Genomic DNA, 14,265 nt, shown 5'->3' on the forward strand with positions numbered 1-14,265 from the left:
CACGGGCCGTGGGCTAGCTTCTCGCAGCCGTGCGCACCACCCTCTCCCTCCCGCTGGTCCTCATCGTCGATGACGAGCCAGTGATCGCGGACCTCGCCGCCGAGCTGTTTCGAGCGAGCGGGTACACGGCAGAGCTCGGCGTCCTGGCCGTGCTGCAAAAGCCCTGGACGCGCGCAGACATCGTGGCTTGCATTGCGATGGCCTAGGCTCGCTTGGCCTTGGCCTCGTCCATCGCCATCACGCCCTTGCCCATGGCGATCAGCAAGAACACGCGCATGACGACGCCGCCCGTGCTCGGCGTCCCGCCGGCCTCCATGGTGAAGTAGAGACCGAGGGCGCCGTCGAGAGTGAACAGGACGATCGCCAGGATCAGCGCCAGCTTCGAACCCTTGCGCGCCCACAGGCCCAGGCCCAGGAACACCACACCCAGCACGACGGACGTCCAGCCGGCCCCGATTTCGAGCAGCAGGCCGACCTGGCCGAGCTCGGCGACGAAGCCCAAGACCAGGTTGAGGCCGGCGATGAACAGCACGACCCCTGAGGCCGCGTTGACCTGCTCGCGCGGATCGGCGTCGGTCCCGGGCAGTGGCACCCCGTCACGGGTGACCATCAGCTCGGTGGTGAGGCCAGTGGTCAGCTTGACCTCGAGCACGGTCCCGTCCTCGAGGGGGTAGATGTCGCCGTTCTCCAGCTCCAGCCGGCCGTTCATCCGGCCGAGCTCGCGCCCGTCGAGAGAGACGGTGAAGTCCTTCCACATGCCTCTCCACTCGAGCTGAACGCGGCGCTCCGAGCCCTCCTCGAGGGCGAATTCTCGTTTGGTCATGGGTCGACGCTAGCAGTTTGCGCGCAGGCGCGAGAGAAGGTGGGTCGGACTCAGGGACGCCACGCCCTCCCTGCCCCACGTCCACGACTCAGAGGGTCGGCCAAAACGAGTTTGGCCAACCCTCTGTCTACTTTAGCCGTCGTGGACGACGCCACGCCCCCCGCTCGCGCAGGGGCGACCACATCCCCTATCAAAGGCACGAACCCCATTGCCCCACGACCAGAGCGGAGGAGCGGACAGCGACGAAGCGCCCCCGGTCCCAAGCGGCTGCGGGGGCAAAGCAGCGCTCAGGGGCCGCAGTAGGTCTCGAGCACGCTCCAGCCCCAGTAGGCCGTGTCCTCGTCGTGGTAGTCGCCGGTCAGGCGCTCGGACCACTCGAGCTTCCCGCCCGCGAACACGCCCAGCTGGAGCTGAAAGCGCGAATCTCCCACGACGACCAGCGGGGCGTCGCCCACGAGCAGGGCGCCGACGAGCTCGACCTCCGTCTGGTCGCTCTCGATGGTCTGAAAGCGACCGGGCCCGGGGCTGAGCCCGACGTCGAGGTGGACCTGCTCGTACTCCTCGCAGGCCGCCCCGGGGAAGTGCAGCGCGTAGCCCATCTCGACCACGGGCCCGGCCTCGCGCATGCGCACGAACAGGCTCGGCGGGTCGGGCTCGTCGGTGCTCGGCTCCCAGTCGAACAAGCCCGCCTCGGCCAGCGCCGGGCGCCAGGGGTGCTCCCAGCCCTCGGCGACCTCGGGCTCGCCCAGGCCCGTGTCCACGCTCGCCTCGGCCCCCACCCAGCGCGCCTGCGGGGGCTCGGCGCCGATGTAGACCATGGGGGCGTGGAGCTCGGCGCAGGCCTCGAGCATGTAGCCGGCCTCGAGGGTCAGGTTGATCTCCTCGTAGGCCAGCGCGTAGCCCTGGAGCACCTTGGCCGCGCACGGGCCCTCGGGGCCAAACATCCACACCTTGGTGTTCTTGGTCAGCGCCGGCAGGCCCAGCTCGCTGGGGCCCGCGCCCTCGAGCAGGGTCAGCGAGTCGGCCTCGACCAGGCCCTCGGCGTAGCTGGCGAGGGCCTCGTCGGCGAGCTCCGAGTCGACCACGAGCACCGCCCGGGTGCCGTCGACGATCGAGGGGAAGGGCCCGTCCTTGGCCGCGAGGTAGACGAAGGCGTCCGCGTCGACCTCGAGGGCCAGGGGCGTGACCGTGTCCGCGTCGGCGCCCTGCCCTCCGGCGCCGTCCGTGCCGTCCCCGGGCGTCGCGCTCTCGCCCCCCTTGTCACAGCCCGGGGCGAGCACGGCCAGGCACAGACAGGGCATCAACGAAAGCAGGATCCCGCGGCGCATGCCGAGGATCCTGCCACATCGCCTGGCCCCGAGACGCCTCGGCGCCCGCGCCGATCAAAAGGGCGGTTCCATGACGGCCAGCTGGGCCGCAGACCAGATCGCGCCCAGGATGCAAAAGCCGCCCATCAGGTAGATCAGCACCCGACGCTTTTGGATGGCCTCGGTGTCGCGGTAGCGCGCGACGTAGAGCAGGGTCAGGCCGATGATCAGCTGGAACAGCGCCTGGACGAAGCCCATGGACATGGCGAAGAACATGAAGGTCTCCATGGTCGACTCGAAGTCACTGGGGTTCGTCACGCCGAAGGGTCCGTCCATGGTCCAAGCCTACACCGCCCAGGCCCAACAGATTCCTCCGAATTCTTCACCGCCCACGTCCACGACTCCACCGAGTTCGAAATCTGGGAGCCCACGCAATTGCTGCGCAGGCCTCAATTCCCGTCGACTCGGCCGGGGCTCGTGGCAGCTTTTGAGGCAGACGCCCGCGACGCCATGGCCTCCTCCACCCTCCCCACCTCTCGCGGCCGTCGCCTGGCCCGCCTCGGCGGCCTCGCGGCCCGTCTGGGCGGCAACGCCCTCGGCCACCTCGGCACTCGGATCACCTCCGGCAAGGCCCGCGCCCTCGAGTCCATGCACCGGCGCGCCGCCGAGCAGCTGTTCGAGACCATGGCCGAGATGAAGGGCTTGCCCATGAAGGTCGGGCAGATCCTCTCGTTCATGGACGGGGTCGTGCCGCCGGAGCACCAGGCCGCCTACGCCGAGCTCCTCGCCCGCTTGCAGGTCCGCGCCAAGCCCATGGCCTGGGGGCCCATGGCCGAGGTGCTCGAGGCCGAGCTCGGCCGGCCCGTGGACGAGGTCTTCGCCCGCTTCGAGCGCGAGCCCATCGCGGCCGCGTCGATCGGGCAGGTCTACCGCGCCGAGCTCGAGGACCCCGAGGGCGCGCGCCGGGTCGTCGCCGTCAAGGTCCAGTACCCCGGCATCGCCGAGGCCCTGCGCGCCGACCTGGCCAACGCCGGCGGCATCGCCAAGACCCTCCACGGGATGATCCCCGGGGTCGAGAGCGAGGTGATGATCGCCGACTTCCTCGCGCGCATCGGCGAGGAGTGCGACTACCAGCGCGAGGCCGAGAACATGCGCGAGTTCGCGGCGCGCTGGCAGGGCGAGGCCCGCGTGCACATCCCGGGGGTGGTCGACGCCCTGTGCACCGAGCGGGTCCTGGTCACCGAGTTCGTCGACGCCCTGTCCTTCGAGGCCTTCCTCGCCCAGGCGAGCCCGGCCCAGCGCGACGCCGCGGGCGAGGTGCTGTTCGACTTCGTGATGCGCTCGCTCCTGCGCGAGGGCCTGTTCAACGCCGACCCCCACCCGGGCAACTTCCTGTTCACGCTCGACCCCGAGCTGCCAGCCGGCGTGCGCGTGGTCTTCCTCGACTTTGGCTGCGTGCAGCACTTCGACCCCGAGGCCCGGGCCGCGCTGCGCTCCGTGGCCCGCTCGATCCTCGCGGGCGAGCGCGGCGAGGCCCTGTGGCGCGTGCTCCGGGAGGCCATGCAGTTCCCCGAGGACACCGCCCCGACCCTGCGCGAGATCATCGAGGACTACGTGCTGTTTTGCTTCGAGCCCGCCGTCGAGGCCCAGCCCTACCGCTACACCCGCGACTACACCTCGCGGCTGAGCGCGCTGACCTTCGAGGCCAAGAAGACCATCGCCATGAACCTGCTGCGCATCGGCTGGCGCGAGCCCAAGCGCGAGGGCCTGGTGCTGCTCTCGCGCATTTTGTTTGGGCTCAACTCGGTGCTCGCCAGCCTCGAAGCCCGCGGGCAGTGGGCCGCCACGCTGAACCGCTACGCCGTGGAGGCCTGAGCTCGCCCAAAGGCCCAGGACGCGAGCAGCCCGAGCAGCCCGAACGCGGCGATGACCCCGTAGAGCCACTGGTGCCCCAGGCCCGGGTTGCCCTCGGGCGCGGCCTCGGTCAATGCGCCCATGAGCGGGCCCATGAACACGTCCGGCGTGTAGCCCAGGACCGAGACCAGGCCGACGGCGCTGCCCGTGTAGCTCATGGGGAAGGCGGCCTCGTCGAACAGGGCGAAGTAGACCCCGCGCAGGCCGAACACCCCCAGGCAGGTCCACGCGAAGGTCAGGATCAGCACGAGCCCCGCGCCCGGCGGGAGCGCGCCGCTGGCCAGGGCCAGGTTGCCCACGAGCATGATCGCAAAGCAGGCCGTGACGATGGTCGAGCCGCGCATTCGATCGGCGAGCACGCCTGCGGCCAGGGCCGCGACGGGGCGGACCCAAAAGGTCAGCGCGCCCAGCTTCGCGGCCTCGAGCTCGGTGTAGCCGTGGGCGTCGCGGGCGTAGAGGGCCACGTCGTCGATGCTCTTGTAGCCGACGTAGGCGCACAGCACGATGAGCGCGAGCAGCCACACCGCGGGGCTCCGGGCGGCCGCGCGGACGCCCGCGAAGCTCAGGCCGGGCTCGGCCTCGCCCGAGCCATCCCGAGGACCCTCGGGGATCAACCACCACACCGGCAGCGCGACCGCGGCCGTGAACCCGGCGACGATCAGGATCACCGCGCCCAGCGCCCGCGCCCGCGTGTCGGCGTCGAGGGTCTCCAGCGCCTCGCCCCCGGCCCCGCCCGCGAGCGCGCCAAAGAGCGCGACCCCGCCCGAGGCCAGCACCGCCGCGACCAGCCCGCGCCCGCCGTCGAGCAAGCCAAAGGCCAGCCCCGAGTCCGCCTGCCCGCCCCACTCGCGCGTCGCCTTGATCAGCGGCGACCAGAACAACAGGATCGTCGTCAGCCCCCAGCTCGCGTAGATCAGCTCGAGGGTCAGCAGCGAGGGGGCGCGCGCAAACAGCAGGCCGCCCGCCGCCGTCCCCAGCAGCGCCGCGGCCATCATCTTGCGGGCCGGGAAGCGGTCGCCCAGGGGGCCGCCGAAGAAGTAGGCGACCATCGCCACGACCCCGTAGACCGCGTGCGCCAGGCCGAACTCGAGGTTCGTCAGGTCGAGGACCTCGAGCAGGGTCGGGCGGAACACCCGGGGGATCATGAAGGGCAGCAAGAACACGGCCTCGCCCGCGACGATCAGGGTGACCATCGCCGCGTAGCGACGCAGGGGGCTGAGCTCGGCCGCGCTCGCCTTGTCTTCGCTGGCCACGCCTCGAGCCTACTGCACCGAAAAGCCGAGCTCGCGCAGCGCTCCCTTGGCCGGCTCGAGGCCGCCGCCAAACAAGGACCCGCGCGCGACCTCCATGCGCCGGTTGTCGGGGAAGCGGATCATCAAGCTGGGCGCGGACGAGTCGATGCGCATGGCTCGATAGGCCTGGACCTGGGCGGCCGGGGCGAGGGCCTGGCCGCGGCCGTCGAGGACCATGCCGTGGTCGCGATCGATCTGGACGAGCGGCGAGAGCTGCTCCCGCGGCGCCTCGGCCCGATCCCGACGCAGCTTCAGGGCGGCCCGACAGATCCCTCCGGCGAGGGCCGCGAGGCCGAGCTCGACGGCGAGCACGGGCCAGGGCGCGATGGGCTGGCCGGTGAGCGCGAGGATCACGAAGATCAGCGCGTTCATCCCGACGATGAAGGTGATCCCGCCAGACACCGCCGCGGCGATCGCCGGGCCCCGCGTGCGCCGGTCGTAGACCCACGCCCAGCCCGGCGTCGCCACGATCTCGTAGCCCGCGCTGCTCACCAGCACCGCGGCGATGGCAGCGTCGGGGGACGCGTCCGGCTGGGGCATCACGGGGGAGGAGGAGGTCATGGGCGCGAAGACGAGCGTGCGTGTTCGAGGCACGCCAAAGGCGGACGTAGGTCCCTACGTCCGCCCATTGTTCCGAATGGATTCGATGGCGTCCCCGCTAGCGCGGGTCTTGGCTCACCAGGAGCCGTGCGAGCCGTGGCTGCCGTGCGAACCGTGGCTGCCGTGCGAGCCGTGGCTGCCGTGCGAGCCGTGGCTGCCGTGCGAGCCGTGGCTGCCGTGCGAGCCGTGCGAGCCGTGGCTACCGTGCGAGCCGTGCGAGCCGTGGCCGGGGTCGCCGGGCGCCTCGAACATGGCGACGGAACGGGAAGTGTCAGCGAAAGCCACCGCGTTGTCAGAGATTTCGCGCTGCTCGGCGTTGAGCAGGGGGCTGGCCTTCTTGCCGAACACGGGGAGCTCGAGCTCGGGGGTCTTCGAATCGTTTGCCATCGGTAAATTACCTCTTCAGGGAGGAAGGACCTCGCTCGAACGGTATCACGAGCATCCGGGTCTTGTCGTGTTCCGATCAGAAGTGATCGAGAGAAATCTGAGAAAAATCCAGGGTACGGACGGGACGGCGGCGCGCGGTGAGATCCCCACTCACCGGCCGGTGGGGTGCCCTTTCCGCACCCTTCCCGACCTACGCGCCAGGCCGACCTGGAGCCGACTGGCGCAACATCCGCGACTCAATCCTCAGATTGAGTCGGGTCCTGAACAAAGTGCTCTCGTGGGCGGATGGTCGTCCACCGCTCGAAGATTTGCATGGTCTCGGGGTCGTTTTCGGCCAGCTTCTCGAACAGGTAGTCCTGGATGCCCTTGTGGACCGCGCACACGTTGTTGTCGCGCATCCGCCCGAAGATCGAGCCCTGAGCCTTGTAGTTGTAGGCCGCGTTGGTCCCGCAGTATGGGTTGTACGCGCAGTTCACACAGTCCGGCTGCTGATCGAGGTTGGTCGCGATCGCCATGGCCCGGACCGTCTCGTGGCCGACGACCTGGCGGTAGGCCGAGTCGACCGTGCCGATCTTGAAGGTCTCGTCGCCGGTCGCGGCGAGCATGCGGCCCTCGTCGCAGCTGTAGATGTTGCCGTCGTAGCTGTAGGCGATCTGCCCGATGCCGGCGCCCGCGGGGTTGCGGTTGTCGAGGAAGTTGGGGTCCTCGCCGCGCAGGATCTTGGTCAGGAAGATGGCCGCGTAGCGCTCGAGGATCTGCACGCCCTGCTTGTTGAGCTCGATCATGTAGTCGACGGACTTGCGATAGAACTCGAGGTACTTGCTGCGCGGATACTCGAGGCGCAGGCGGGCCCGCTCGGCGAAGCCGAAGGGGTCGATGGGGCGCAAGAAGATGGTGTTGCAGCCCAGCTTGACGTAGGTGTCGACGACCTCCTCGTGGTAGTCGAGGGTCTTCTTCGTCGTCGTGAGCAGGGCCTCCACGTGGTAGAGCGAGGGGTCGAGGCCGCGCTCGATGTAGGCCTCGTTGACCCGCTTGATCCACCGCGCGGCCGCCTGATAGGCGTTGTGCGTCTGCGGCAGCTTGCGCTGGGCGTTGTGCACCTCCTCGGGCCCGTCGATGCTGGTGCACAGCTGGACCTTGTTGTCGAGCAGGTACTGCAGCTTCTCCTCGGTGAGCAGGGCGAAGTTCGAGACCATCGTGAACTCGAGGCGCTTTTTGATCTCCTTGTTGCGCTCGGTCGCGTACTCGATGATCTCCTTGACCACGGGGAAGTTGACCAGCGGCTCGCCGCCCTGGAACTCGATGGTCACGAAGCCGTTGGTGCTCGACAGCGCCACGTCGACGGCCTTGCGGGCGATCTCCGGGGTCATGTCGGTGTGCACCGCGTCCATGTTGGCCCGCGAGGCGTGGCAGTAGACGCAGGTCTCGTTGCAGCGCAGCGTCACCACCATCACGTGCAGCAGCGGGCCGCCGTGCACGAAGTAGCGCCGGGCCTTGACCCGCTCCGAGGCCGCCTGCACGTCGTAGCTGGCGCGCAGGAAGTTCTTCTCGTCGAGGCGGCCGTGCAGGTCGCTGTCGGGGGCGACCTCGCCGCGGGCGTAGGCGGTGAATTCGTCCTCGGTGAGGATGAGCCAGTTGCCCTCGAGGTTGGTGACCAAGATGGCGTCGTCGCCGATCTGTCGCCAGCGGAAGAAGGCCTGGGTGCCGGCCTTGGGCTTGATCTGAACCAGGCTGATGGGCTTCATGCTTCTCCTCCGTCGACGCCGCCGCGATCGACGGTCAGGCCGAGGACGTAGTTGCCGAACTCGCCGATGATCTGGCGGGCGGCGCCCTCGTGCTTGGGGGTCACCTTGACCACCCAGTGGTCCTCGGTCTCGCTGAGCTCGAAGTCCGCGAACTTGCCCCACACCTTGACCGCCTCGTCGACGGCGGTGCCGGCGTAGACCTCGCGAGGAAAGCGCAGCTCCTTGGTCGCGTCGGCGCTCACGCGGACGCTCCCCCCTCCGCCTCGGCGTCCGCCTCGGCTTTGGGCTCCTTGCGGCCGTGCTTCTCCTCCCACGACTGGGCGATGCCCAGGGGATCGTCGAGGGCCTCGTCGGTGAAGTCGAAGTCGGCCAGATCGTCGAGGGAGGGCTCACCCATGGCGCCGGCGATGGCCTGGACCGTGACGGTCTCGACGGCGACGCGGTTGTCCTGGGTGACCTGGTGGCGCCACGCACACGAGATCAGCTCGTTGGCGAATTCGCCGACGAGCGAGCGCAGGGCCTCGACCTCTTCGACGCCTTCCTTGGCGGCCAGCGTCACGCGGAACTTGCCGGCCTCGGGGCGATCGACGAACACGTAGCAGCGGTCGATGAAGATGTAGGCCGCGCCGTAGACGGCCTGGAGCGGGTAGAGCTCGGCGTCGATGTTCAGGCTCACGGAGCGCTCGCCAAGGTTGGCGGACGCGAGGGCCTCGGGGAGGTCGGGGATGGAGGTTTGCTGATCAGCGCTCATCGAAGACTACCGATAGAGGTTTCGGTCGCCGGGAGCGTATCAGATCGCGGGGCCCGTTCACGCGCTCTCGCGGCCGAGTCTCGCCGCCGCGCGCGTTGAACCTCCCGCGCCCGAGCCTAAAGGTCAGAGCGAACGTCCGTCGCAGCGTCATCAGCGCTCACGCGCAGGTGGACGAGCCACTGGTTGCTCGTCTGCGGGCCCACGCGATGGGCCTCGACGGTCTCGAGGCCGAAGCCCTCGACAAAGGCGGCGAGCACCCGCTCGGCGTCGGCGAGGGTGTCGTTGCGGTAGTGCTCGAGGGCCGAGTCCGAGCCCTCGGCCTGGTGGGTCTGGCGGCGCGTCCGGCCCAGGCCAAAGGCGACGTTGTCGACGATGGTCAGGGTCCCGCCGGGGCGGATCCGGGGCAAGAGGGCGCCGAGCACCGCGGCGGGATCGCGCAAGTGATTCCACGACCGCAGGATCAGCACATGGTCAAAGCGCCGCTGCGCCGGCAGGTCGAGCGCTTCGCCGCCGGTGCAGGCCAGCTCGGCCCACGGCCAGCGCTGGCGCAGGCGGGCGATCGCGTCCGCGTCGGGGTCCACGCCGAGGTAGGCGATCGCGCCCGACTCGGCGAGGGGGCCGAGCAGGTCGGCGTAGGGCCCCTCGCCGCAGCCGAGATCCAGGACCTCCCCGCGCAGCCCACCCACGAGCCGGCGCAGCACGGCGTCGTCGCGGCTGAACACGTCCTCCAGCAGCGGCTCGAACAGCCCGGTGCACTGCTCGCGGTCGGGGCATTCGGCGCACGCCGGGCTGCGCACGAGCTGCACGAGATCCCGGGCGAAGTCGTCGGGCGCGTCCTTTTTGGACACGTCCATGTAGACCTGCCCGAGGGTGTGCTTGAGCTCGGCGATCTCGTCGTCCGAGAAGTCCCGGGAGTCCGCGCGGAATCGGGCCAGGCGCGGGCCGTTGCGCACGAAGAGCTCGCGGCCGCGGTCCCAGGGCGTCACCCCCAAGGAGGTGCGCAGCGGGCAGGCCTGGTGATCGGCGATGGTCTCGGGCGCGGGGTAGAGCTGCTCGAGGCGGTAGTTGAAGGAGTTCGAGCGCGGCCGGTCCTTCTTGGGGTGCAGCTCCGTGGCTCCGAATACCTCGTGGTACCCGCGGTAGAGCCCGGGGCAGGGCCCGCTCAAGCTGCACCCGCGACAGCGCGGATCCTGCAGCTTGTTGAGGTCGTCGACGGGGAAGTAGTCGGGCTCGCCGACCTCGATCATCGTCCGGTAGGTGTGCGTCTTGAGGTCGTCGAAGCGATCCTCGTAGCCCGGCATCAGGCACAGCGGGATGGCCCCGTGGGTGAAGTGGGGCCCCGGCGTGCCGGCCTCGCGGACCTTCCCCTCGCCGTAGTCGATGGCCTCCATGACCCGCGCGGCGACGTCCTCGACCCGCGGCATCAGGTGGTTGAAGAGCTTGTCCCCGCCGCCCTTGGGCTCGACCATGGAGAACTTCACGGTCAGGTCGGTGTAGGGCAGCAGCGCGTCGACCAGGCCCCTGAGGTGGTTGAGGTTGTGCTTGGTGATGACGCAGTTGACGGAGAAGTCGATGCCCTTGCCCGAGAGGTTCTGGACCGCCTCGAAGGCCGCATCGAAGGCGTCGCTGCGGACCATCAGGTTGTGGATCTTCCGGGTCCCGCCGTGCAGCGACAGGTACACGTAGCGCAGCCGCCTCGCGATCAGCTTCTCGACCACCTCGGGGTAGGCCAGCATCTGGCCGTTGGTCACCAGGCCGAAGTCCATGTCGAGGTCGGCGACCATCGTGGCCCAGTGCACGAGCTCCGGGCGGATCGTCGGCTCGCCGCCGGACAGCACGACCATGTCGTGGCCGAGCTCCTTGGCGCGCCGGATCTTGCGGTCGACCTCGGCCGTCGAGCCCTGGATGTGGCGGACCTCGAGGGTGTGGCAGAACGAGCAGTGCTCGTTGCACGCGTAGCCCACCTTGATCAGCGCCTTGGTCCCGGTCGAGCCTCGCAGAGGCACCGGCGACTGCACACTCGCTCGGGTCTCCGTCACGTCCGCGCAGTCTATCAGCTGGTCATCGACGCGCCCGGGGTCGCCCCCCTCGAAGCGCCAGGGTTGGCGTGACGAGGGCCCCGCCCCGCCCTCGACTTGCATCCAGGTTGGGACAGCCCCACCTCGACGCTGGGCGATCTCCATTCAGCGTCCGCGGCCAGGGGCGGTGTGATCCCCGCACTCTTCGAGGGTCGCCCTCGCCCGTCCCATTCGTGGACCAGAGACCCGATTCGTGCCTGAGTGGAGGCCTCTGAAAGACTGGCGGTGGAAACGGAGCGGTGCTGCGCCGCGGGGTCCGCGATCCTGAGCTCGAAGCGCACGCCACAAGCCCCGTCGGGCGCGCCAAAAAAGCCTCACGAAGAGGCCCCAGCACGGGAACTTCGCTTGACGCGAGGGCGGTATGCGGGCTAGCGTCGATTCCGCTGGAGTCCCATGTCCTACGAGCAGTCGACCCCTTCGCGTAACTTGATTGGCCGTCGCCAGGCCCTCTGCACTTTTGCTGGCATCGCCACCGCCGTCGCTGGTGTTGGCCTGTTCGGAATCGGTACGGCCCACGCCGCCGAGACGACCACCGAGCTCCCGAGCTCGGACACCGTCACGGCTCAGGCCGCCAACGAGCAAGCCGAGGCCCTCGCGGCCGAGCAGCGTGATCTCGCCGTGGCCCAGGCTCTGGTCCCCGCCGGGCTCAACGTCGGCAAGTGGTCCGTCGAGTCCGTCCACGCCCCGCGCTACGGAAGCATGGCCGTCGTCATGCGCACCCCCTCCGGCGAGGCCTTCCAGGTCGACGTCCTTCGCCGTGACCCGGCCATGGCTGGCATCGCCGAGACCGAGCACTTCAGCCTGTTCGTCGCCAACAGCGGCGACGGCTCGAAGGCCACCGACGAGATGCAAGCTCGCGGCGCCATGGTCCTCGCGCACCAGCTCCGCTTCACCGAGCGCAGCGGCACGCCCATCCCCGAGCTGCTGACCTTCCGCCAGCGCGCGAACCGTCACCCCCGTGGCGAGTTCAGCGTCCTCGGCTGAAGCCCAAACTCTGGGGCTTCGCCCCCCCCCCGCCGGCTCCCTCCCTACCAGGGATCCAACTCCGACCCCGCTTCCAGCCGGGGTTTTTGAATTCGAGTGACCGTGAACGCCCGCGCGACCTGGCGACTGACCACGAACTGCGACAACGCCTGCGTCTTTTGTGCTCAGGCGGCGCCCGACTCCGACTCTGACCCCCCCGGCTCCGGGTCTGACTCTGGCTCTGGCGACCTCCCCTCGCGCGAGGCCCTCGCCGAGCTGCGCGCGGGCGGAGCCGAAGGCCTGAGCTTCATCGGCGGTGAGCCGGCCGCCGTCGACGGCCTCGTCGACGCGGTCGCCCTGGCTCGGGAGCTCGGCTTCACCGCCGTCGGCCTGCAGACCAACGCCCGCGCCCTGACCCGCGACCGCGCCCGCTTCGACGCGCTGGTCCAGGCGGGGCTCAGCGATCTGCACCTGTCGATCCACGCCGACACCGCGGCGGCGCACGACTACCACACCGGGCGAGCCGGCAGCTTCGAGGCCAACCTCCGCGTCCTCGACTGGTCGACCCGCGCGGGCCTGACCGCCGTCGTCACCACCGTGATCACGCGCTCCAACTTCCGCGGCCTGGCCAAGCTGCCCAACTTCCTCAAGGCCCGCGGCGTCGCGGGCTGGCTGCTCGAGGTGGTCCGCCCCTACGGCCGCGCGTGCACGGGCTTCGCTCGGGTCATCCCGCGCTTTGGCATGGCCCTGCCCTACGCCCTGCACGCCCTCGAGCTCAGCCGCCGCTGCGATCTGTCGGCGTGGATCCGCGGCGCCCCGCTGTGCGCCCTCGGGCCCTTCGCCCGCCAGGCCCTGCCCGAGACCCCGCGCAACTACTCGGACACGCGCTGCGCCGAGTGTGCCGCCAAGCCCAGCTGCGCGGGCGTCGACCCCAACTACCTCGAGGTCTTCGGCGACAGCGAGCTGCGCCCGCGCAAGGCCCCCAAGGCCGCGCCCTTCGACGCCGGCCGCCAGCAGCTCATGACCCTGTTCGTCGGGGTCGGCGAGCTCGTCGACGCGCCCGTGATCCTCAGCTCCACGCCGCCGGCGACCGAGGCGGAGGCCAAGTCCGAAGACGGCGAGTCTGACAAGCGGCGGCTCCCCGTGCTGCAGAGCAAGTCATGAAGGCCCTCGCCATCGCCCCGCCTCGCGACATCACGATCCCCGAGGCGAACTCGACCACCGCGCGGACCATCCTGTCCCAGGCGATGCGCCGCTCGATCCAGGACCTGATCCGCCTGGTCGCCAGCGGCCGCGACCCGGTGCTGCGCAGCTTCAAGCCCACGCTCCAGCGGCTGCTCCGCGAAGCCCCGGGGCCTCTGGCCAGCGCCCTGCGCAGCCCCACCGTCGGCGGCCTGCTTCGCTGCCTGCGTCGCGGCGTCCCCCAGCTGAGCTTCAGCGCCGGCGTCAGCGAGCTGGTCGCGACCTTGCTGACCGACCTGGCCACGCGCCACGCCCTGCCCGAGCGCGTCTCCCTCGAGCGTCCGCCCCGGCGCATCGTCAGCCTGCCCGGCCGGCGCGTGCTCGAGGTCCCCGCCGGCACGCGCCGCGTCGACTTCGAAAATGGCCGCGCGCGCTTCGTGGTCGGGCTGGGCCCGAGCGGCGAGGCGCACACCGTCCGCCTCGATGACCCGCCCGACGAAGCGGCCCCGACGATCTACGAGCCGATCGCCGGCGACATCGTCCTCGCCCTCGTCGACAACAACCCCATCGCCATGGCCGAGGCCCACCCCGACAAGCAGGGCAACGCCATCGACCTCGGCGAGCGCTCGGCTCGCGAGTGGGCCGACACCCTCGCCGAGGCCCTGGCGCTCATCGGGCGCTACCTCCCGGAGCTCCGCGCCGAGATCGACCTCTACATCCACCAGATCGTGCCCGTGGGCTACGACCCGCGAAAGCACCTCTCGGCCTCCTATCAGGAGATCATCGGCACGATCTACATGACCTTGCACCCCAACTCGATGACGATGGTCGAGGCGACCATCCACGAGTTCCAGCACAACAAGCTGCACGCCCTGCTCGAGCTCGACCCGCTGCTGCACAACGCCTTCTCGCCGCTCTACGCCTCGCCCGTGCGCCCCGATCCGCGCCCGCTGCAGGGCGTGCTGTTGGCGGTCCACGCCTTCCAGCCCGTCGCGCGCCTGTACCAGCGCATGCGCGAGGCCGGCGAGTCGATCTGCGACCACCCCGACTTCCAGCGGCGCTACGGCCAGGTCATCGACGGCAACCATGAGGGCGCGACGGTCTTGCTCGAGAACGCCGAGCCCACGCCGATCGGCGCGTCGGTGCTCGACGAGATTCGGCGCTGGGACACGCACGCCTGGCAGTAGCTCGGCAGTCGCCGGGGACCGCGAGCGAACCAACGA

15 protein-coding genes are annotated in these 14,265 nt (G+C 70.0%); 5 read left to right on the forward strand and 10 right to left on the reverse strand.

Annotated elements, in window-relative coordinates; translation table 11 throughout:
• Nucleotides 1–29: 29 nt before the first annotated feature.
• Nucleotides 30–206 (forward strand): hypothetical protein, encoded by a 177-nt coding sequence (locus tag PPSIR1_RS47375; protein WP_006969833.1) that lies wholly within the window; start codon nt 30–32, stop codon nt 204–206.
• On the opposite strand, the gene PPSIR1_RS04645 is transcribed toward PPSIR1_RS47375, so the two are convergent.
• The 3 genes from PPSIR1_RS04645 to PPSIR1_RS04655 all read right to left on the reverse strand — a co-directional run bounded on the left by PPSIR1_RS04645 (nt 203) and on the right by PPSIR1_RS04655 (nt 2,466).
• Nucleotides 203–823, reverse strand: a complete 621-nt coding sequence (locus tag PPSIR1_RS04645; protein ID WP_006969834.1) for a hypothetical protein — start codon at nt 821–823, stop codon at nt 203–205. The two genes, PPSIR1_RS47375 and PPSIR1_RS04645, sit on opposite strands and share 4 nt — an antisense overlap.
• A gap of 287 nt (nt 824–1,110) precedes the next feature.
• Nucleotides 1,111–2,151, reverse strand: coding sequence for a hypothetical protein (locus tag PPSIR1_RS04650; RefSeq protein WP_157595194.1), 1,041 nt, complete (start codon nt 2,149–2,151; stop codon nt 1,111–1,113).
• A 54-nt stretch (nt 2,152–2,205) separates the two neighbouring features.
• Nucleotides 2,206–2,466 carry a hypothetical protein gene (locus PPSIR1_RS04655; RefSeq protein WP_006969836.1) on the reverse strand — a complete coding sequence of 87 codons (261 nt, stop codon included), beginning with the start codon at nt 2,464–2,466 and terminating at the stop codon, nt 2,206–2,208.
• Between the two features lie 174 nt (nt 2,467–2,640).
• Here PPSIR1_RS04655 and PPSIR1_RS04660 point away from each other — a divergent pair, with 174 nt between their 5' ends.
• Nucleotides 2,641–4,005, forward strand: a complete 1,365-nt coding sequence (locus PPSIR1_RS04660) for an ABC1 kinase family protein (protein ID WP_006969837.1) — start codon at nt 2,641–2,643, stop codon at nt 4,003–4,005.
• Here PPSIR1_RS04660 and PPSIR1_RS04665 read toward each other — a convergent pair.
• The 7 genes from PPSIR1_RS04665 to PPSIR1_RS04695 form a co-directional block, all read right to left on the reverse strand.
• A complete protein-coding gene (locus PPSIR1_RS04665) occupies nt 3,987–5,297 on the reverse strand; it encodes an MFS transporter (protein WP_006969838.1) in 1,311 nt (436 codons plus the stop codon). The two genes, PPSIR1_RS04660 and PPSIR1_RS04665, sit on opposite strands and share 19 nt — an antisense overlap.
• Before the next feature lie 9 nt (nt 5,298–5,306).
• Complete coding sequence (locus PPSIR1_RS04670) at nt 5,307–5,897, reverse strand: hypothetical protein (protein WP_006969839.1); 591 nt, start codon at nt 5,895–5,897, stop codon at nt 5,307–5,309.
• A gap of 114 nt (nt 5,898–6,011) precedes the next feature.
• Entirely contained in the window at nt 6,012–6,323 is a 312-nt protein-coding gene (gene hxsA4, locus PPSIR1_RS04675) for a His-Xaa-Ser repeat protein HxsA4 (RefSeq protein ID WP_006969840.1), read from the reverse strand.
• 236 nt (nt 6,324–6,559) lie between these two features.
• Nucleotides 6,560–8,068 (reverse strand): His-Xaa-Ser system radical SAM maturase HxsB, encoded by a 1,509-nt coding sequence (gene hxsB / locus PPSIR1_RS04680; RefSeq protein WP_006969841.1) that lies wholly within the window; start codon nt 8,066–8,068, stop codon nt 6,560–6,562.
• Nucleotides 8,065–8,310 (reverse strand): HxsD-like protein, encoded by a 246-nt coding sequence (locus PPSIR1_RS04685; RefSeq protein WP_006969842.1) that lies wholly within the window; start codon nt 8,308–8,310, stop codon nt 8,065–8,067. Before PPSIR1_RS04685 ends, hxsB begins: the two co-directional genes overlap by 4 nt.
• Complete coding sequence (gene hxsD, locus PPSIR1_RS04690) at nt 8,307–8,819, reverse strand: His-Xaa-Ser system protein HxsD (protein ID WP_006969843.1); 513 nt, start codon at nt 8,817–8,819, stop codon at nt 8,307–8,309. The genes PPSIR1_RS04685 and hxsD overlap by 4 nt, the downstream gene beginning before the upstream one ends.
• Before the next feature lie 116 nt (nt 8,820–8,935).
• Complete coding sequence (locus PPSIR1_RS04695; RefSeq protein WP_198154458.1) at nt 8,936–10,858, reverse strand: radical SAM protein; 1,923 nt, start codon at nt 10,856–10,858, stop codon at nt 8,936–8,938.
• A gap of 465 nt (nt 10,859–11,323) precedes the next feature.
• Between PPSIR1_RS04695 and PPSIR1_RS04700 the strand changes: the two genes are divergently transcribed.
• The 3 genes from PPSIR1_RS04700 to PPSIR1_RS04710 all read left to right on the forward strand — a co-directional run bounded on the left by PPSIR1_RS04700 (nt 11,324) and on the right by PPSIR1_RS04710 (nt 14,229).
• Nucleotides 11,324–11,881: a hypothetical protein gene (locus tag PPSIR1_RS04700; RefSeq protein WP_157595195.1), complete on the forward strand. Its 558-nt coding sequence runs from the start codon at nt 11,324–11,326 to the stop codon at nt 11,879–11,881.
• Nucleotides 11,882–11,983: 102 nt separating this feature from the next.
• Entirely contained in the window at nt 11,984–13,024 is a 1,041-nt protein-coding gene (locus PPSIR1_RS04705; RefSeq protein WP_006969846.1) for a radical SAM protein, read from the forward strand.
• Nucleotides 13,021–14,229: an HEXXH motif domain-containing protein gene (locus tag PPSIR1_RS04710; RefSeq protein WP_006969847.1), complete on the forward strand. Its 1,209-nt coding sequence runs from the start codon at nt 13,021–13,023 to the stop codon at nt 14,227–14,229. Before PPSIR1_RS04705 ends, PPSIR1_RS04710 begins: the two co-directional genes overlap by 4 nt.
• The last annotated feature ends 36 nt before the right edge of the window (nt 14,230–14,265 follow it).

Source organism: Plesiocystis pacifica SIR-1, assembly GCF_000170895.1.
Lineage (GTDB): Bacteria > Myxococcota_A > Polyangia > Nannocystales > Nannocystaceae > Plesiocystis > Plesiocystis pacifica.